The organism is Thalassovita sp. ABM4_323, from assembly GCF_056158665.1.
The window spans coordinates 720,188-739,565 of the sequence record NZ_JBSWTS010000007.1; the positions used below are offsets into that span (position 1 = coordinate 720,188).

At 59.0% G+C, this 19,378-nt stretch carries 14 protein-coding genes; 5 read left to right on the forward strand and 9 right to left on the reverse strand.

All coding sequences use genetic code 11. The features are described from left to right. Window positions 1-64: 64 nt before the first annotated feature. Window positions 65-1,267: an exopolysaccharide biosynthesis GT4 family glycosyltransferase EpsE gene (gene epsE / locus ACXADQ_RS05860; RefSeq protein ID WP_475316610.1), complete on the forward strand. Its 1,203-nt coding sequence runs from the start codon at window positions 65-67 to the stop codon at window positions 1,265-1,267. A 3-nt stretch (window positions 1,268-1,270) separates the two neighbouring features. Here the strand turns inward: epsE and ACXADQ_RS05865 are convergent, their stop codons facing one another. The 3 genes from ACXADQ_RS05865 to ACXADQ_RS05875 form a co-directional block, all read right to left on the reverse strand. After that, the gene (locus ACXADQ_RS05865; RefSeq protein WP_475316612.1) at window positions 1,271-4,033 is read right to left on the reverse strand and encodes a calcium-binding protein; all 2,763 of its coding nucleotides are present in this window, start codon (window positions 4,031-4,033) and stop codon (window positions 1,271-1,273) included. A gap of 17 nt (window positions 4,034-4,050) precedes the next feature. Further along, window positions 4,051-5,433: a hypothetical protein gene (locus ACXADQ_RS05870; RefSeq protein ID WP_475316614.1), complete on the reverse strand. Its 1,383-nt coding sequence runs from the start codon at window positions 5,431-5,433 to the stop codon at window positions 4,051-4,053. 111 nt (window positions 5,434-5,544) lie between these two features. After that, entirely contained in the window at window positions 5,545-6,246 is a 702-nt protein-coding gene (locus tag ACXADQ_RS05875) for a sugar transferase (RefSeq protein ID WP_475326035.1), read from the reverse strand. Between the two features lie 923 nt (window positions 6,247-7,169). Between ACXADQ_RS05875 and ACXADQ_RS05880 the strand changes: the two genes are divergently transcribed. The 4 genes from ACXADQ_RS05880 (at window position 7,170) to ACXADQ_RS05895 (ending at window position 12,379) form a co-directional block, all read left to right on the forward strand. Next, entirely contained in the window at window positions 7,170-7,652 is a 483-nt protein-coding gene (locus ACXADQ_RS05880) for a MarR family winged helix-turn-helix transcriptional regulator (protein ID WP_475316616.1), read from the forward strand. Between the two features lie 113 nt (window positions 7,653-7,765). Continuing rightward, window positions 7,766-9,067 (forward strand): glycosyltransferase, encoded by a 1,302-nt coding sequence (locus ACXADQ_RS05885; protein WP_475316618.1) that lies wholly within the window; start codon window positions 7,766-7,768, stop codon window positions 9,065-9,067. A gap of 504 nt (window positions 9,068-9,571) precedes the next feature. Next, entirely contained in the window at window positions 9,572-10,153 is a 582-nt protein-coding gene (locus ACXADQ_RS05890; RefSeq protein ID WP_475316620.1) for a sugar transferase, read from the forward strand. 57 nt (window positions 10,154-10,210) lie between these two features. Then, window positions 10,211-12,379 (forward strand): GumC family protein, encoded by a 2,169-nt coding sequence (locus ACXADQ_RS05895; RefSeq protein WP_475316624.1) that lies wholly within the window; start codon window positions 10,211-10,213, stop codon window positions 12,377-12,379. A gap of 64 nt (window positions 12,380-12,443) precedes the next feature. Here the strand turns inward: ACXADQ_RS05895 and ACXADQ_RS05900 are convergent, their stop codons facing one another. The 6 genes from ACXADQ_RS05900 to ACXADQ_RS05925 form a co-directional block, all read right to left on the reverse strand. Further along, a complete protein-coding gene (locus tag ACXADQ_RS05900) occupies window positions 12,444-13,808 on the reverse strand; it encodes a polysaccharide biosynthesis/export family protein (RefSeq protein ID WP_475316628.1) in 1,365 nt (454 codons plus the stop codon). A gap of 49 nt (window positions 13,809-13,857) precedes the next feature. Next, window positions 13,858-14,448, reverse strand: coding sequence for a YjbF family lipoprotein (locus ACXADQ_RS05905; RefSeq protein ID WP_475316632.1), 591 nt, complete (start codon window positions 14,446-14,448; stop codon window positions 13,858-13,860). Then, window positions 14,445-16,583 carry a YjbH domain-containing protein gene (locus ACXADQ_RS05910; protein ID WP_475316635.1) on the reverse strand — a complete coding sequence of 713 codons (2,139 nt, stop codon included), beginning with the start codon at window positions 16,581-16,583 and terminating at the stop codon, window positions 14,445-14,447. Before ACXADQ_RS05910 ends, ACXADQ_RS05905 begins: the two co-directional genes overlap by 4 nt. Window positions 16,584-16,680: 97 nt before the next feature. Beyond that, a complete protein-coding gene (locus ACXADQ_RS05915; protein WP_475316639.1) occupies window positions 16,681-17,415 on the reverse strand; it encodes a metallophosphoesterase in 735 nt (244 codons plus the stop codon). A 74-nt stretch (window positions 17,416-17,489) separates the two neighbouring features. Then, window positions 17,490-18,272, reverse strand: coding sequence for a YdcF family protein (locus ACXADQ_RS05920; RefSeq protein WP_475316644.1), 783 nt, complete (start codon window positions 18,270-18,272; stop codon window positions 17,490-17,492). Continuing rightward, on the reverse strand, window positions 18,272-19,378 hold the full coding sequence (locus ACXADQ_RS05925) for a glycosyltransferase family 4 protein (RefSeq protein WP_475316650.1): 1,107 nt from the start codon (window positions 19,376-19,378) through the stop codon (window positions 18,272-18,274). The genes ACXADQ_RS05920 and ACXADQ_RS05925 overlap by 1 nt, the downstream gene beginning before the upstream one ends.

Sequence of the window (19,378 nt, forward strand, 5' to 3'; positions counted from 1 at the left end):
TATATTTGGACCGGAACTGGGTTTAAGTACATCAAAGACCGCCCAAATCAGAAAGATGTGACCCGTGCCCGGCCCCAGAAAACTTGCGTATCTCGTGCCCCAGTTTCCGGGTCAAACCCACATCTTTTTCTGGCGCGAAATCCAGCATCTGGAACGGATGGGGATCGAGGTTCACCTGTTTTCCACGATGCCGCCTCCGCCTGGGCTGATTTCTCACAGCTGGTCGGACGAGGCGATGGCGCGGACAACCTATTTGGGCACGCGCTCGGTGCCGGAATTGCTGGCGGCGCTGCCCCGTGCGCCGTTGGGGGAGCTTTTACCGGATATCCGGCGCGATGGCGCATCGGTGGCGCGCGATGCCCTGATCTGTCTGCCCGCAGCGCGCCGGTTGCTGAAAGCCTGCGCCGCACGTGGCATCACCCATGTTCACGCGCATTCTTGTGGTCGCGCGGCGATGATCGCAGCGCTGGCGAACCGGATGGGCGGGCTGGACTATTCTGTCACCCTGCACGGCCCGCTTCAGGATTACGGCCCCGCTCAGCCCTTCAAATGGCGGAAGGCGCGATTTGCGACCATCATCACGCACAAAATTCACGCAGAAATGCAGCGCAATATGGGCCCCGAGCTGCCCCCGCGCATCCGCATTCAGCCGATGGGTGTGGACGCACAGGCGCTGACCCGCGAAACCCCCTATACCGCGCCCACAGCGGATGAGCCGCTGCGGATTTTCACCTGCGCCCGGCTGCATTTCGTCAAAGGCCATCAGGATTTGATGGACGCGGTCAAGCTGTTGCGGGATCGCGGGGTGGACGTGCAGTTGCAGATCGCGGGCGAGGACGACGAGGGCGGATCAGGCTATCGACATGTTTTGGAACGGAAAATCTCGGATTTGGGGCTGACGGGCGATGTCATCCTGTTGGGCGCGATTGATGCGGACGAGGTGAAACGCCGCCTGTGTCAGGCGCATCTGTTCGTGCTGGCCAGTTGGGCCGAACCGTTGGGCGTGGCCTATATGGAGGCCATGAGCTGCGCCGTGCCCACCATCGGGACGGATGCCGGCGGCGTGCCCGAGCTGATCCAGACCGGCGTCGATGGCATTCTTGTCCCGCCACAAAACCCCGAGGCCATGGCCGATGCGATATCCGCATTGGCAAACGACCCCGATACGTTGTCCCGGCTAAGCGCGGCAGGGCGTCAAACCATCATCCAGCGCTTCAATTCCCGGGTTGGCGCGGAAACGCTGGTACAGGAAATCTGGCCGGAATAGAGCCTAATTCGGCAAAGACAGCTCGGTCTGCTGCCCAGGTTCGCCCGTGAATTCCAGCAATTCGACGCCATGCAAGGCCACCTCGGAATCGGCGCCAATCACCAGCAGGGTCTCGCCCCAAAAGGCCAGTTGATAGTCCTTGGACCGACCGGGCAGAACAGCAGTATCCCGGCCCGGGCCACCCATCACGAAATCGCCTCCGCCAACGGTGATCAGCCGATCATTCCCGCCGCGACCCATCAGGATATCTGACCATGCGGTGCCCTCGATCCGGTCATCCTGATCCTGACCCGAGCGAAACACACCCCCATCAAACGCGCCCTCAGGACGCTGTTCCCAATCTGCGGGCGCTGCCGAGTTATAGGCCATCAGAGCCTCCCAGCGCGGGTTCTTATCCGCCAGATGCCGCTTTGCCCCCCAACTGCCCCATTTCGAGGGCTTGTCCACATCCACAAACGCATTGAACAAGGTGCCCCCGGCGTCGCGCCATGCGCTCAGCAGCTCTTGGTACAAGTGGCCCATGTCATCCGAGTAATTATAGGCCGCGAAAACCCGCGTCAGTGTGTCGTCATTCACCCAATTGTCGCGCGCCACGATATGCGTTCCGCCTTCATACATCAGCAATTGCATCCCGTGTTGTCCAGCGACCTCGGCATGGTAGGGGAACAGCTCGGTCGTGAGTTTTTTCAGCGGGCCGTCACGCAGGAATTCTGTCAGTTTACTGGTCGCGATCCCCAGCCCGTGCCAGCGTAAAATCCGTTCGGGCATGTCATCCATCCCGGCCTCGAGCCCGAAATACCCCGTCACCGCGTAAGCATCAAAACTGTCCGCAGGGCGCGGATGACCGTCCGCGACGGCCAGCGGAGCCTCGAGAAACGCGTCTTCCAGTCCCGGCCAGGCAGTGTGCACGCCCATCACGCGGGTCAAACGATCAGGGTCATTGAACACGCTCGACCAGACTCCCATTGTCTGGGCAGCACGCATCCCGGCCCATTGCATCCAGGCGCCATTTTCCTCGGTGCTCCAGGCCGCGCGCGCCTGCTCGGCTGCGAATTTTGCCTGCGGAAACAAGAAGTTCCACACCTCGTTCGAGTATTCCACATAGACCCGTCGGCGCGGGTCCAGCTGATCACGCACCAGGGTCGCAAACGCCTCGACATAGCTGTCATCAGCCATGTGCGGAATGCAGAACCACGGGTCGGCGGCCACTTGATTGGCCAGTTTCACCATCAGTTCGATCGGAACGCCGCGGCGTACATAGGTATAATCATCCAGTTGCGGGCGATCGCGCCAATCCACCTGAGGCGAGCCATTGATCCGCCCCCAATCCATAAAGCGAAGGACCCGCATATCCCGGATCTGTTCGGTCCAGAGCGGGTTAAACACAACGCCCATGTCATGCAGCGCGACGTGATCCTGATGCACCACGCTGATATTGCGGATGTGGTCATTTGGGTCGGTCTTCAGCAGCGAAATAACCACCGGCCCCTCGCCCGGTTCAAAGCTGAATTCGATCTCGCCGGGTCGATACCGCAGGTTGCGCGCGCGTCCGCCCATGCGCAGGATCCCCTGCCCCTCGTAGGTCAGTCGATAGCGCCCGGTGAAGTACCGCGCATCGGTCGGCAGGTCGGTCAGCAGATAGGTTTCCAGCTTCTCCACCCCCTCGGGGATCTCCATGGGCCAGCCGTTTTCGTCCAGGTACAGCTCTTCCTCCAGACGTTCGGCCTCGAACCCGCCCCATTGACCCTGAAGATGGCCCAACCAAGGGCGCGCCGTCTTCATCACATCCAGAAAGGGGTACTGCGTGCCCCAGTCATGCACCCCGGCCAGCCCCATCGCCAAAGACGGGTTCTGCACCTGTTGCGCGGGCTGGCTGTTCAAGGCAGCGCGTTCGGTCTGGGTCAGCTCGGCCACTTTGGCGGCGATCTGGCCATAATTGGCCCGGATCAGCGGATGGATCGAGGCAGGCAGCACCATCACCGCAGGCGGCGCGACCTCGTACAGCGCGGCATAGCTGACCATCGCGGCCAGAAAATACATGGTCGGTGTGCCATGCGGCGCGTCATCAGTATAGAGATCGGTTGCTTTCAGATCTTCCAACGCGTCCATGGCGAACACCTTGGACAGCACACTCGCGATGGGGATCAGCTTGGGCGGCGCATCGGGATAGGCCTTGGCCAGCATCGCCAGATAGTCCACGTACCAGTCGTGATAATCGTCGCCATTGAACCGGTGATATTTGCGCAGCTTGCGCGCAGATGGGGGGAATTTGCCCACCGCGCTTTCCATATCTGCCCAGCCCTCATAGATGAACAGACGCGCGTTCGGGCTTTGCGCCTGTACGAAATCCAACACTTGTGTGCTGGCGTCGAGGGGGCTGATATTCCCCGGGTTCTGCCAGTCGTATTTTTCGTCAGCGGGTTTGTATTGAATGAAGTTTGTGGGCGTCAGAACCACAGCGTCATAGCCCGACCGCGCCAAATCCCCGCGCCAGGCCGGATCAACACCCGGAATGGACCACTGCGCCTTGGGTGGCAGCTTGCGGCCATATTCACGCAAGAAGCCAAAGGTACCGTCTGCGGCGAAATCCTTCTGCGCCTCTTTGGTGATGTAGCCCAGCCAATACACGGTCGAGGTCTCGTGCGTGTCGCTGACATGCTCGACCAGGCTATTGCCAAAAAAGAACACCTTCACCGAGTCCCTCTGCGCCTGCGCCCATCCTGGCAGCAACAGACAAAACATCATGGTCAGGGTTAGAATTCTCATCCGAAGCAATCCCTTTGCTACATCACACTCGTCAATTTTTGCGTCCGTTTGCGGACATAAATGTCATCGCGCTCGGCATAACCCACCAACGCCCCGGCAATCAGCCAGGTCATCGGGGTCAGCGTGGCGTTGGGCAACAGATCAAACACGTTGATCCCCAACAGCAGCCCCATGCCCATCACATAGGGCGAGGCATGTTCCAGCACAGAGCCGCGCAGTTTTTGCCACATCAGGAATATCGGCGACAGCAACAGCCCGAACACGCCCAGCCAACCAACCCAGCCGAACACGCCCAGCACGATCACCCAGTATCCATCAGACACAGTTTCGCTGACGCCTGTCACAGGATCAAGAATTTGGTTGCGCCCCCAGCTGCCCCAGCCAAAGACGGGTTTCTCCATCGCCCGTTCCAGCAGCACATTTTCGTTGTCGAACCGGTATTTCAGCGACCCAGCACGGTCTTCGCTGATCTTGCTGGCTTGCTCTAGCAGCGCCTGTTCGGGAATCATCCCCGCACCTTTGAGCGTTGGATACGCCAAGGCCAAAACGGCAAAGCCCAGTGCGGCGAACAACTGTAGCCGACGCGGCACCAGCAGCACAGCCGGCACAAGGAAGATGCAATACATCAAAGAGGCCAGCGATTTGCACAGCACCAGCACCACAAACAGATAGACACCGGCCACCATGGCATAGGTCTTGGTGCGCCCTTCCTCGGCGCGCAACAGGATCACGGCAGCAACCACGCTGGACATGACAAAGAACGCGGCCCACAGCCCGTGATACAAAAAGACGATGGGGCGGAATCCGCCCTGACGCATCATCTGCTCGAAACTGTGCTGAAAAAACCCGTAGATCCAGATGTTCAGCTGCGGGGACAGGCGCACCTCGAGCAGCATCGGAAAGGAATAGATCACGCCCCCGATCACCAGAGCAATCAACAGATCGCGATGCCCCGCCCGCGTGGCCAGGAAGTTTCGGGCCAGCAGAAACGGCGTGATTTCAAGGATTTGACGGAACGCAACAGACAGCATGTCCTTGGGGCTCATCCCCGGCAGGCCGATCCGGCCAAAGAAAACAGGCTCCAGATTGGTGATCGTCGTGCCCATTGGCCCCAGCAGCACCAAGGCCAGCATCACCCGCACCAGCTTGGACTGCGGGATCAGGGTCATCTCGTCCTTGTAGAGCGCAAAACACAGGATCAGTACCGTCAGCGCGGGCAGGGATTCCTTGTTCAACGCCGGGATCAGGGGGAAATCGAACGCCGTCGGTTGAGGCGGCAAAAACAGATAGGCGCCCATCAGGCTGACAATCAACGCGCGGCCGGGCGGCAGTGATCGAAAGATCACCACGCAAATCAGCGGCGAAATCGCCAGCACCAGAAATGCTAATCCGTTGGGCATCGGCCTGTCAGTGTTGGGGCCCGCTATGGGCTCTGCTCATGGTGTTATAGCAATACCAGCCCGCTGGGCGGACTGGTAAGGCGAAATCATGGCTCTTTTGGGAAGTCGCGCTTAGTGGCCGGTGGCTTTCAGAACCACGCCAAAGGTGCGGCGAACAACATCCAGATCGGTGGCGAGCGAAATGTCCTGGAAATAGTCGGCGTCATAGCTGGCGCGCTGGCGGAAGCTGCTTTCGTTGCGCACCGAGGTCTGCCAATAGCCGGTGATGCCCGGACGCATCGCATAGTATTCGGTACCAGGATACAGCACACGCTGCGAACACATGATCGGGCGCGGACCTACCAGCGACATGTCTCCGATCAGCACGTTGAACAGCTGAGGCAGCTCGTCCAGCGAGGTGGCGCGGATCAGGCGGCCGAACTTGGTGATACGCGGGTCGTTTTTCAGCTTCTGGTCACGGTCCCACTCGGCCTTGGCGTCGGGGTTCTGAGCCAGATAGTCAGCCATCACCTCGTCGGCGTTGGCGACCATGCTGCGCAGTTTCCACATCCGGAAGACGCGGCCGTTCAGGCCCACGCGGTTCTGGCTGTAGAAAGGCGATTTGCCATCCAGCATGATCAGCAGGCTCAGGATCACGGTGACGATCAGGACAGGCACGGCGGCGATCAGAACCAGGGCAATATCCATCGCGCGCTTGCCGTGCGAGCGGTACAGACCAAAGCCTGTGGACCGCGCCGGGCGGGGCGATGCAATAACGGTGTTCGATACGGTCTGGACGGGCTGCGCCAGATCAAAAGCTGTTTCAGTGCGGATATTCACGATCTCACCTTCCCCAGGTCTATATTCACTCGCAAACGCCGATCTCTCGGCAAACTCCACCCAGTCCATTGGGAAGCCCCAATGGTTACAGCCACTTGGTCTTTGGTATTTTCCAAAAGCGCGGCAGCAGCGCATTCGGATCTCGCGTAGGGCACCTTTGCTTTGGTACCGATCGTCTGCTTTCTTGGGCCCCATCCAAGTCTGCAGATGATTGAAGGAAGTTTTCGCTTCTTTCGATTACATTTTTACGGTTTTGAGGTGTTACGCGTCAATCGCACCAGAGCATTTGCAACCGCGGCATGATCCCAAAATTGGCGGGATTGAGGCGGAAAATGACGTCAGAAAGGCCGCGAGGCGGTGGATTTTGATCCGCGCGCCCTATCCTTGCCGCATCGTGTCCCAATTGGGGCACGGATCGTGTCATATTCCGAATATTGTATCATTTATCCGAAACAGTGCCTTGATAAGCGAAAAATCAGGCAGATTGATGAAACAATATTGCGCCATATCGCCCAATTCCTGCCCGAAACAGAACGCCATGATTGCGGCGAAATATGTCAGCCTCGCCCCAAATCGGCGACAAATTGGCCAAATAAGGCAAGATTGCGGCAGCTTCCCGACGCCAGCGTGGCGGCATATAGGAGGAATTCGGGCAAAATCTGAAAATCGTTAATTTTCGTCTCCAAGTTGAGAAATTCTGGAAACAAATCCGCAGCTTGTCGGCATATTGTTTACCTCGCACCCCCAACATTCATCGAAAATTGATTCGGGTTCGCCCGGAATGTGCCGAAATTGGGGCGCAATCTGGTCACGCGACCGGGCGGCGGTGCTGCGGACTTGGCCGCGCCACACCCTCCTATTGATCCAAACCGATTTTTTGCCGATAAGCGCCTAACTCTCACCATGACCGGATCGTTATGAGCGAACAGGACAAAATCGAGAAACGTGTCGGACTGATCTTTCAGCACGTCGCCCGGCTGCGCAGCCGGCTGTATGATAAATCTGTCGCTCCGCATGGTTTGACGTCGGCTCAGGTCTATGCGCTGAACTATCTGATGCGCGAGGATGGGCTGACCCAGGTCGAACTGGCGCGCTATCTGGGGATAGGTACGGTGGCCGTCAGCGGCCTGATTGACCGACTGGAGGCTGCCAAATGGGTGGTCCGCAAACCCGACGCGCGCGACCGGCGGTCCAACCGGATCTGGCTGTTGCCTGCCGCCGAGGAAAAGAAACAGCTGCTGCGCGACGCTGCTGATGCCGTAAACGAGGCCTCGATGGAGGGGCTGACCCCCACAGAGATCGACCAGCTGCTGACTATGATGGACAAGATCAGGCAAAATCTGCTGGAGAAGATGAAGGACGATCCCGACATCTTTCTAACGCCCTCGATCAAGGACTAGGTGCCAATTCCCCGGGCTTGTACGCAAAAGGCCATTATTCGGACATGCTTGCCGCCTACACGCGGGGGGCAAAACGCGATAGCTTACCGGCACAGGCGACAAAGGAATGAGCAGTGAGCGACCAAACCCAGCGACCGCGCGTCCTGATCCTGGCGGACGAGTTTAACCCCGAGTGGCCCTCGCTACCGATCGTGGGCTATAAATATGCTCTGGAAATCGCCAAGCATTGCGACATCGTCGTGGCCACCCATGTGCGCAACCGCCCGAACGTGGAAAAGGCCAACCCGGATCTGGACATCGTCTATATAGATAACGAGGCCATCGCCGCCCCGATGTTCAAGCTGGGCAAACTGCTGCGGGGCGGAGAAGAGGTGGGCTGGTCCACCTCGATGATCATGAATTACATTCCCTATCTGGCGTTCGAACGCGCCGTCTGGAAGCGGTTCCGCGATCAGCTGCTGGCCGGAGAATTCGACATCGTGCATCGGATCACCCCGATGTCGCCGACCATGCCCAGCTATATCGCCCACAAATCGCCGGTGCCTTTCGTGATTGGCCCACTGAATGGCGCCCTGCCCTGGCCTGCTGCTTTTGCCCAGGAACAAAGCCGCGAGAAAGAGGGCCTGCGCAAGCTGCGCGATTTCTACAAATTCCTACCCTATGCGCGGTCCACCTATGACGATGCGGCCTGCGTGCTGACGGCGTTCTCGCATACCCGCGCGGATCTAAGCCGCGTTCCGGACGAGCGGACCGTCATGTTCCCCGAAATCGGGTTTGATCCGACGATTTTCCACGATCAGGGGGCCTTGCCTGCGGGTCAGCGAGGCGGCGACAAGGTTCGGTTCATGTTTGCCGGCCGGTTGGTGCCCTACAAGTTGCCCGAGCTGCCGCTGCACGCCTTTGCCCGCTCTGACCTGCTGCGCCAGCACCACCTGCACATCCTTGGGGACGGCCCTGAATTGCCACGGATGGAGGCCTTTATCGCCGAAAATGGTCTGCAAGATTGCGTGACCCTTGAGGGCCGCAAGACCCAGACCGAGGTCGCCCAATGGATGCGGGACTGTGACGTGTTCGTCTTTCCCTCGATCCGCGAGCTGGGCGCAGGCGTGGTGATCGAGGCCATGGCCAGCGGCCAGCATCTGGTTTGCGTGGATTACGGTGCACCTGGCGACCTGACGGGTCATGGAACACGGGGCGATGCCGTTCCGATGGCCCCGTTTGATGAACTGGCCGACGGGTTCCGCCAGGCCATGGAGCTGGCGGTCACAGACCGCGCGCGCAGCGGCGAACTTGCTGCAGCTGCACGGTCCTATGCGGTTGATCTGTTCCCCTGGTCAGTCAAAGGAGAGCGGACCACCAAGATCTACGCCGCAATCCTGTCACAATCGCGGCTACAAGAGTTTGCATACGACTAGGGTTCCCTTACGGAAACTTTCGCTTTTTCAGGTGCTTGACGTGAAATCCAGCTTCGGTTTACGGGGAAAATTTTGCGACTCTTTTCAATTCTAGATCGGATCGCCATTTCAATCTCTGGATTGCACTTCCGCCAAGATTGCAACGTAAGTATTCTGATATTATACTTCTAATACAATGACTTACTGGACATGCTTGGGTCTATTTTCCGGATTATTCCTGCATTTCAAATGCATTTTTTCTCGCTAAGGGCGAGCAACGCAATATTTCAACCGTGATTTCTGAACAACTTTCTGCGGCGCAGAGCAAATTAGCCCTTCCCAAATCACCCAAAATTAAAGACAATTTTCCTCAATGACGGCGAAAAATCGCCTCAAAGGCAAAATAAGCCTAGAACGAGCAGAAAATTCACCGAGGCAGGTGTCATGTACGATTTTGGAACAGACGGCGTTTTTGCGCCTTCTCTTAAGAAGAGCGTCACGCTCCCATCTTCTTTGCGCTGGACTATGTTCAGCTTTGCCAAGCGTGTCTTTGACATCGCATTGAGCATCGCTCTGCTTCCTGTGCTGGCAATCTTGATCGTCTGCCTGATCGTACTGAATCCCTCCATGAACCGCGGCGGGCTTTTCTTTGTGCAGCAACGCATGGGTCGGGATTGCTCTCCTTTCAATGCGTACAAGTTTCGGACCATGACCGAGGCATCTTGCGTCACCCGTGGGCCGAACGATCCTTTGGAACGTGATCGTATCACCCGGCTGGGGGGCTTCTTGCGCAGCACGCGTCTGGACGAAGTTCCGCAAATCCTGAACGTGCTGAAGGGCGATATGAGCCTGATCGGCCCGCGCCCGGACTACTATGACCATGCCGTTGCCTATCTGGACGTGATCCAGGGCTATCGCGAGCGCCACATGGTGCGTCCTGGCATCAGCGGGCTGGCACAGACCGAAATTGGCTATGTCGAAGGGCTGGACGCGACCCGCAACAAGGTCAAAGCGGACCTTTATTACATCACCCATGCGGGTTTTGCGTTGGAAGCCTGGGTTTTCTGGCGTACTCTTCTGACCGTATTCGGACGTGCCGGCGCCTAAGGGCCGGCCTCCACCACAATCGAATGACCGCCGCAAAGGCGGCGCGGGCAGTACGACATGGCGCAAGCTGAAAGCAAGGGGCACACTGCCCCATCCCGGCGCACAGCCGGCAACCAGGACGATGAGGGCCTGGATCTTCTCCATCTTCTGGGCACTTTATGGCTGGGCAAATGGTTCATCGCTTTATGCGTTGCGATCGCCGTTCTGATAGGCGGTTTTTATGCTTTTCGAGTGGCTGTGCCCCGCTACTCGGCAACCGCAAATCTGGCGCTGAATATCCAGCGGTCTCTGGTCTCGGATATTGAAAGCAACGTCACCACGATCGCGCCCGAGTTCTCAGCTATGTTCACCGAGCTCGAGGTCATTACCTCGCGTCGCGTGATCGAAGAGGTTGTGCGCAAGCTGGATCTGACCAAAGACCCCGAATTCAATCCCACCCTGCGCGAAGTACGTCCTCTATCGGCGGAGGGGATCAAGGAAACGATCCGCGGTTGGATCGGTGCCGAGCTGCCGTCCTCGTCCGAGAATATCAACACCAACTCTCGGGCCGTGTTCAACAGCACCGTGGCCGCCGTACGCGGGAACGTTTTCGCCGAGGCCAAGCGCTATACCTATATCTTCAATATCACGGCCATCAGCGAACACCCCCGCAAGGCCGCACTGATCGCAAATGCGGTGGCCGAGGCCTATATCCAGAACCAGATCGCCGTGAAGTTCGAGGCCGTCGAACAAGCCATCAACTGGCTGTCTGAACGAGTGGCGGCGCTGGAATCCGATCTGAAAGAAAAAGAAGATGCGCTAAAGGATCTGCGTTCGGAAACGGATCTGATCAGCGCCGACGCCTTGGGCGCGCTCACCCGTCAGGCCAAAGACAACCGCGACCGGCTTGAGGAAACCCGAACCTCGCTGGCAGCCGGAGAAAAGGCCTATGCCGCGTTGGAAAAGATCAAAGCCACCGGAGATCGGGAGGCTTTGGCCGACGCGTTGCAAGACCCCACGCTGGATCGCATTCTGAAAGACCTGAACGCCGGGGCCGCAAATGCTGAACGGCTATACGTTGCTCGCTCGGACCTGTTGATGACCCGCGCCCGCACCAATGTCGATCGGTTGCGGTCACAGGTTGCGGCTCTGGAGCAGGCGGATGCGCGCCTGCAAACTCAGATCGAAGAACAGACCGCCGATCTGGCCACCCTGTTGCAGATGGAGCGGGATATTGAATCCACGACCATTCTGTATGAGACCTTTCTGACCCGGCTCAAGGAAATCTCGGTTCAGCGCGGTCTGCAAAAGGCCGATGTCCGCGTGATTTCGCAGGCCAATCGCGGGCGCTATATCGAGCCGCGCAAATCTATGATCCTGGCGATCTCGTTTGTATTCGGTGCGCTGTTTGGGGTGATGGTCATTCTGCTGCGCCAGTTCCTGCACCGGGGCTATCGCACAGCGGACGAGCTGTCCAAACACGCGGATCTGCCGGTTCTGGGGCAAATTCCGCGCATCCCGATCAAATCACGTGCCGATCTGATCCCCTATCTGGTCGAGAAACCCACCTCTCCTGCGGCCGAGGCCGTGCGGAACCTGCGAACCTCGATCCTGTTGTCTGATCTGGACAATCCGCCCCAGGTGATCATGTCGACCTCGTCCATTCCGGCCGAGGGCAAGACCACACAAGCCATCGCGCTGGCGCACAACCTGTCAGGTCTGGGCAAGCGCGTTCTGCTGGTCGAGGGCGATATTCGCCGGCGCACCTTTAACAGCTATTTCACCAAGGTCCGGGATGCCGGAATTCTGTCGGTTCTGTCTGGCAATGTGCCCCTGGACGAGGCCGTGATCCACGATGATTTGCTGAATGCCGACGTGTTGATGGGCGAGAAAACCAACGTGAACGCAGCGGATGTTTTTAGCTCGGAAACCTTCCACCATTTCATCGAAACTGCGCGACAGAGCTATGACTTCATCATCATCGATACGCCGCCGGTGCTGGTGGTGCCGGATGCGCGTGTGATTGCTCAGTCGGTTGACGCGGTCGTGTTCACCGTGGCCTGGGACAGCACCACCAAGGCTCAGGTCACCGAAGGGCTTGAACAGTTCGATATCGTCAATCAGACGGTCACTGGCCTGGTTCTGTCACAGATCGACCCGGCCGGAATGAAGCGCTATGGCTATAGCGGCAAATATGGGAAATACGGGGCCTATTCCCATTATGGCCATGCCTATTATGACATCTGAGCAGCTCTGTTGAACACGAAAAGGCGGCCCCAAATGGCCGCCTTTTTTGTTTGGGTCAATCGCTTCAGTTCGCTGCCGAATTCACCGTTCCCAGCAAGGTCGGGAAGATCTGCTGAACCGCGCGGCCCCATTTGGTGACCGGTTGTTCTTCGATAAAGACGATGTCGTTGGGACGCATCTCCATCCGGGTGGCCAGGGTAATGTTGATCGCGTTGCGCGCATCCAGATGCCAAGCGGTCACGGCGCCGAATTCCTCGGGCACGTCCGAGGCCCGCAGCACGTAGATCTGCGCAGGGTTGCCCGTCGCGGTGTTGAAACCTCCCTGTTCGTACAGCACATCCGCCAGCGTCACCTGCTGATCAAACGGCATGGTGAAGCGGCTTTGTTCACGAACCTCACCAGTCAGATAGACATAGTCACGCTTCACCCCGCCCAGCTCTTGGCGGGCGCGATAGTTTTCGCGATGTCCGCGCAGGGTATCCTGGCGCATTCGCATCTCGATCTGCATCTCTTGCAAGACCGAGTAGCGTGCATTCCGGCGCAGCTCGGTTGCCCGCAAGGCCTGGGTGTAGAACTCCATCGCGCGATCCAGATCATAGCTGGTATCCACAAAGACAGCGTCGCCATCCAGCAACTGGATTTTCCCCAGCTCCGGCTTGGTGACAAATGTCTCGACCGGAATCTGGTACAACGTGCCATCGCGATACATCCGGATCGAGGCATATTCGCGATCTTTTACCGTCAGTCCCCCAGCGGCGGTCAGAGCTTCGGCCAGGTTCAGCGGGTTCAAAGAGATCGGCACAATCGCCGGATTGCGCACGGCGCCGCCCACCGACACACGACGCGAGTTGAACTCGGAAACCTCTAACGAGAAGGCCGGGTCGATCTGGTTTTCCACCAGCACCTGAAACAGCTTGGCCTCGGCCTCGTCCAGGGTCATACCTGCCAGCCCAACCGTGCCGATGTCAGGGATCGCAATCGCCCCGTCATCGCGCACCGTATAGCCCTGGCGCTGGTTCTGCGCCGCCAGTAGGCCGGTCAGTTGCTCAACGGTGCTGGCCGCAGATTTGGTTGCCAACAGCACCACGTCGCCGACACCAATGCGATACGGCTCGGGGGTGATGGCCGGAGGCAGTCGGGTTTCCAGCACAACGCGGTTGTTTTTCAGGGCCTCTGGCGGTTCGGGCATCGCCCCAACCCCGCGCGCCTGCCCTGGCCCGGCCACACGCGCAAACACGTCCGGCAAACTGCGCGGCGTATACGCCGACCTGTTCGCAACCAGCACGCTTTGCGCCGTAAGCGGCACGACCCGCACCTCGGCGCCCTGGGACTGTTGCTTTACCGAAGGAGAGTGATACGTCACCCCACACGCGCCTGTCGCCAGGATCGTGCCCAGCAAAACCGCCCGTGTTATTCCTTTCGCTACCATGCTCTTTTCCTCATGTGGGTCGCGACAGCGCGCGCCCGTTTTGGTCAGCTTACTGCACCAGCAATTCAGTTTCCATATACCCCAACGACGGGCCGACCCATTGTTTTGATTTCCAGATGGTTCCGTTTGGATCCACCCAATATGTGTTCGCTATGCGCAAATCCGGCGCAAAACATGATTCCTCGAAACGACGCGTTGGATGCAGGTGTTCAACGATCTCGATGCGCTCGGACACCTGCCCCTCGGATCGGCAGGTAAAGGCCAAAAACTGCGTCTGATATTCGCCGTCCAGATAGGTGTGAACGCGCGTATACGCCCCTTCGAAGCCGCGCAACATCTGCAACGCATCAGCGATATCAGCCGCCATCAAATCCTGACCCAGCCCGCGTGTGGCCACGATCATCCCCTGCCTGAGCGACAGAGTGATGTCATCCGCCGAGCGCCAGGTCACCACATCGCCATTCACCCCCACGGGGATCATCGTTGCAAAGGTCCCGGGGCCAGTCAGACGCGCCGCCAAAAGCGGTGTCTTCACCTGGTCCAGCTGCGCGCGCGTCACCAACTGGTTTATATCCACCCGAACGGGATCGGGCGTTGAACAGGCCGCCAAAGCCAACAAAAACAGCAGCAACACCCTCATCGCCAGAACCTCCCCCAGCCGTCGCGAATATCGGATCGCTGCAAGCCATGGACAGTTTCATACAGGCGCCCTGACACGTTCACGCGGGCACCACCATCGCGGGTCACGGGGCGAATGACGGTGGTGTACTGATCGGTCGAGGGCTGACCCGAGACCCAGTTCAGCGGCACCGTGATTTTCAGGCCCTTGTCGAACGAGCCTTCGCCGAAATCATCAAAGGACACATCCGTCAGCGTGGCGAAAAAGCCGACCTTCCAGCCGTTCTTGAACACCCGATCCAGCGCCACGGTGGCCCCCCAATCCCCGGCCAGATAGCGACCCGCGTCAATCTGGCCATGATACCCCCGCCCCAGATCCCAATAGGCCGAAACGTGGCCCGTCGTGACCTCGTAAGACCGCAAACCGAACCGCTGATCAAAGTCCCGCTGCTTGACGTGGTTCAGCTCGGCCCCCAGGGCAAAGTTGCGCTTACCCGGCTTCCAGAGAAGCTCGGTTGAAAGACCCGCATACATGGGTTCCAGATACCCGGCAGTGACACGGCCATAAAGCTCTTTGCCGGGCTTGAAGTAATAGGCCCCCGTCAGTTCCGTCAGAGCCGGATCACCCTCGCGTTCGTAGATATTGAAATCCGAGCGCACATGCGGCAGCACCGAGGTCGACGGTCGGTTCGAGGTATCCAGGTTCCCGGCCAGTTTCTTGCGCAACACGCCGCTGAATATCAGGCCCGGAGCAGGTTCGTATTTTGCCGACAGCTCGACACCAAAATCGGCCCGAACCGGTGAATCAGGGTCGAAAAAGCTGGGCGACAAATAGGGTTTGAAATCCCACTGGAAGGACGGATAGCGCCCGGTGATCGGCGTCACGCGGGCCACAGGCTGGTTGAATTGTGCGCGGGCATAGCTGGCCCAGGCGCCATCGCTGTCAAATTCCAGGGTCTCCAGATCGCTGCGCCGGATGGTCACGGCATCGCCGCGCAGACCGCTGGCCATTGGGACGATCACAAAGACCCCCACATCCGGCGGCATGATCCCGGTCAGATGGCGCGCCGTGCGTCCGATCGCCTGGGCCGTGGTGGCATAGCGCTCGTTCTCGATCTCGATGGTCACCACGCGCGTGCGGATATCGATGCCATGCAGGCGGATGCCATCGTTTTCCAAGGCGGCAAAGACCTTGCTGGCCTGTACATTGGGGTTCAGCATGTCTTCGCTCCAGCCCAGCTTGCGCAGGTTGGCGCGCGGCACCACGGGGGCTGGTGCCTTATCCCGCCCAGCGCCAGCAGGGGGTGTAAGCGGGTTCAGACCCAGGGTCACGGTGGCGCCGATCTCGGACCCATACAGATAGTTCAGGCCAAACACGACATGCGGGCGAAAGGCGTAGGACAGGCCAAAGTTCATTGGCGATTTGCGATTAAACGCTGAACCATCTTCGGACGGGTAGGCATCCGAGCTGTACTCGGCCACGACGCGCAACTTCTCGGTGGCTTGCCATTCCACACCCCCAAACAAGGCGGCATCTCCGCGAAACCAGTTGTTGGTACGCACCACGCCGCCTCGATCGCTCCCGCGGCCCGGTCGCGTATCAAACCGATCCGAAATCACCGACAAGGGGTTGTCGAAACCGCCGATACCCGCCAGACGCCCCCAGCCGATACCACCCGTCACCCGCACCGAAGACCCCACCTGCTTCGAGGCAACCACATATTCAGACGAATACAGCCCGGTGCCCAGAAAGTCGTTCAACCCAACAGCCACGGCTGGCCGGCGCTGATCCTCGTCCACCAGGCGATAGTGCACCGAGAAGCTGCGGTCGAAGCGATAATCCGACACAGGCCCGGTCGGATTGGGGCGAATGTCATACAACAGCGCATAGCGAAAACTGCCTGACAGGCGCGGTGAAATCTGAAAGGTCAGCGTGTTGCGCGTCTGGTTGCGAAAATGGCTGGAGGTAAAGCTCAGCTCGGCATCCGGGCGGCTGTAGGCCGAGGGCATATCGATCAAACCAGGATAGCCGTAGGTGTTGTAGCCGGAATAGCCTGCAAAGCCGCCCGCCTGTTGCGGAACCGCTGGCGAGGCCGCAAGAGCCCCAATGCAAGATACAGTGATCCCGCACAATTTGTATGCGATCCGGCGTTTCATCCCAGGTTTTGCCCCAACTTACCGATAGAGCGGCAGACACATTCTGTATGCCACAAGATGTTGGGTCTCTTTAACTGTTTTTTCGATCCTGCACAGATTAAGTGGTCAGAAAACGAACGGAATCATGGGAAATCAGCGCTGCGGTCAGCCGTCCCGTCGCATAAGCGCCGGTATCCACGGCGATGCGACCGCGCGCGGCGCTGGGGCGGTCGGTGATCACGTGGCCATATACGATCCACTGGCCATCCGAGCGCGATTTCTCGGTGAAGTCCTTGTGGCCCCATAGCAACGAACGAACCGACTGGGACTCGAGCGGGCGGGCTGGATCGGCCCCCGCATGGGTCACGCACACATTGCCGCTGCGCCACATGGTCGGGCGGGACCGGATCCATTCGATCACCTTATCCCCCATAGCCAGGGCCAGATCGTCGCGGGCGCGCTTCAATGCGCTGACATCGGCGCCGCCCACCTGCACCCCATAGCTGGCCAGCGTTTGCAGCCCGCCAAATCTGAGCCAACGCTCGCCATAGCGCTCGGGGTCGTCCAGAAAGCGCAGGCACATTTCCTCGTGATTGCCCTTGAGGCAGAATACCGGCTGATCCCCCGTTTCCGAGGACGACATCAAAAGCTCGATCACTTGCGCGCTGTTTTCGCCCCGATCAACATAGTCCCCCACAAAGACCGCAGGCAGGCCCGGCGCTTCGGCCAGAAGGATCCGCTCCAGACGTTCCAGCAAATCGGCACGGCCATGGATATCGCCGATGGCCAGAAACGGCTGATCCGGGGCAATGGGATGTGTGAACCCCTTTGCCTTCGAAGGTTTGGGTGTCATCCCCAATATGCCGCGCAATCCTGCCATTGCGTCCTTACTACCCCGGTTGCGTCCAAAGGCAAGATGGAGCGCACCTAGCGCCCCGTCAAATTATATGCAATCAAACCAACGGTTTCCTTTATGGCCGTATTGAACAGCCGTAAATTGCGCGGCAGATCCCAAATCAGCCCATTGCGCAGGCGTCGGGCACGAAAATCCACCGGATAGGGGATGATCTGATCCCAGCCGGCTGCATGAAAACTGCGCACCGCCCGCCTCATATGAAAGGCCGAGGTCACAAGCACCCATTTTTCACCCTCCTGAGGCCGGATCAACGCATTGGAGTTCCGGGCGTTTTCGGCGGTGTTGCGGCTGGCGCCCTCTAACGTGATGCGCGCAGGGTCGATCCCCAGCGACACAAACAAGTCCATGGCCATATCCGCTTGCAAAGTATGGTTGCGCCCCAGGTCCCGCAATGATCCGCTGCCCCCGGAAAAGACCAGCCTGGTTTGGGGATGTTCCCGGGCCAAAGCGGCGCCTGCGATGAAACGCTCGCCAGCCTCGTTCACCATGGGCAATCCCCAGCGATGTGCCAGGCCGGCTTGCTCGGCACCTCCCAATACGATGATCCCATCTGCGTCGGTGATATCTGGTTTGGCGGGATAAGCCGTTTCAAATGGGCGGAGCATCAGATCGCCGATCGGCAACGCGGCAAGCCCCACCAACAGCGAAAATCCCATCCCCAGCAACACGCGCCCCGTCCACATGCGACCCCGGTATTGCGCCCAAAACCCCAACAGCAAGAACAGCGCGATCCATGTCTCGGCCCGAAGGGCCAAACCAACGACTTTCGAGGCGACGAAAAACAGCGTGTCCATCAATTTCGCACATCCCGTATGGCGGCCTCATACGCCTGAACCACAATGGATTGATCGTACTCCCGCTCCATCTTTTGTCGCCCTGCTAGACCCATAGATCGTCTCTGTTCCGGCGCAAGTTGGATAAATTGCTCGCAGGCCTGCGCCAGGCTGCCCGCGTCTTGCAGCGCGCATAGAAAGCCGGTGATCCCGTCCTGCACCACCGCGCGGCAGCCGGGAACATCGGTGGCAATGACGGCACGCCCCATGGCGGCCGCCTCGATCAATGTGCGCGGAGCCCCTTCGCGATACGAGGGCAGAACAATGCAATCTGCATCCTCGATATACGCCCGCACATCCGAGGTTTCGCCGACATAGTCCAAATCGGTGTCAGGCGACCAGCTGGCCACGATTTCAGGCGGAATGGCGCTGCGGTTTTCCGCGCCTTGCGGCCCCAAAATACGAAACTGCGCCCCGGGATAAGTTTGCTTTACGCGTGCGGCGGCCTCGGCATATTCCAGCACTCCTTTGTCGCGGATCAGCCGCGCAATCATCAGGAATACCGGGTCCTGCAAACCGGGCAACGGGCGGACAGAAAACCGCGCCAGATCAATCCCCGAGCCCGGCAGCAATCGCGCTTGATCCGCCCGGACCAAACTGCGGGACAGGAACAGATCGCGATCATCCTCGTTTTGAAAAAACACAACCGACAGGTTGCGAAAACAATACCGGTACAGCGTTTCAGCCACCAATTGCAGCGCGCGCCCGGACAGGAAGGCAGTGCCCAACCCGGTGACATTGGGAATGAACGGCACGCCCAACGACCGTGCCGCGACGGCCCCAAACAGGTTGTTTTTAATGGTAAAGCTCAGAACAAGCTCGGGGTCCAGCGCGCGAAAATGACGCTTGAATTCCCGCACCAGCCGAACGCCGTCCAGCGGAGACAGCCCCTTGGCATCCATCGGCAGGGGCACGAAAGCACACCCCATCTGGCGCAGGGTCTCTTCGGACCCATCCGCGGGCGCCAGAACCGTGACGTGATGCCCCGCTGCCAGCAAATGATCGACCAAAGGTTTGCGGAAATTCAGGATATTCCAAGCCGCATTGACGGTCAGCAAAACACGCAT

Bases quoted from the DNA above. Each gene is read 5' to 3' on its own strand.
- ACXADQ_RS05865 (WP_475316612.1), bottom strand. From the start codon at position 4,033: ATGAGAATTCTAACCCTGACCATGATGTTTTGTCTGTTGCTGCCAGGA.
- ACXADQ_RS05870 (WP_475316614.1), bottom strand. From the start codon at position 5,433: ATGCCCAACGGATTAGCATTTCTGGTGCTGGCGATTTCGCCGCTGATT.
- ACXADQ_RS05880 (WP_475316616.1), top strand. From the start codon at position 7,170: ATGAGCGAACAGGACAAAATCGAGAAACGTGTCGGACTGATCTTTCAG.
- ACXADQ_RS05890 (WP_475316620.1), top strand. From the start codon at position 9,572: ATGTTCAGCTTTGCCAAGCGTGTCTTTGACATCGCATTGAGCATCGCT.
- ACXADQ_RS05895 (WP_475316624.1), top strand. From the start codon at position 10,211: ATGGCGCAAGCTGAAAGCAAGGGGCACACTGCCCCATCCCGGCGCACA.
- ACXADQ_RS05900 (WP_475316628.1), bottom strand. From the start codon at position 13,808: ATGGTAGCGAAAGGAATAACACGGGCGGTTTTGCTGGGCACGATCCTG.
- ACXADQ_RS05905 (WP_475316632.1), bottom strand. From the start codon at position 14,448: ATGAGGGTGTTGCTGCTGTTTTTGTTGGCTTTGGCGGCCTGTTCAACG.
- ACXADQ_RS05910 (WP_475316635.1), bottom strand. From the start codon at position 16,583: ATGAAACGCCGGATCGCATACAAATTGTGCGGGATCACTGTATCTTGC.
- ACXADQ_RS05915 (WP_475316639.1), bottom strand. From the start codon at position 17,415: ATGACACCCAAACCTTCGAAGGCAAAGGGGTTCACACATCCCATTGCC.
- ACXADQ_RS05920 (WP_475316644.1), bottom strand. From the start codon at position 18,272: ATGGACACGCTGTTTTTCGTCGCCTCGAAAGTCGTTGGTTTGGCCCTT.
- ACXADQ_RS05925 (WP_475316650.1), bottom strand. From the start codon at position 19,378: ATGCGTGTTTTGCTGACCGTCAATGCGGCTTGGAATATCCTGAATTTC.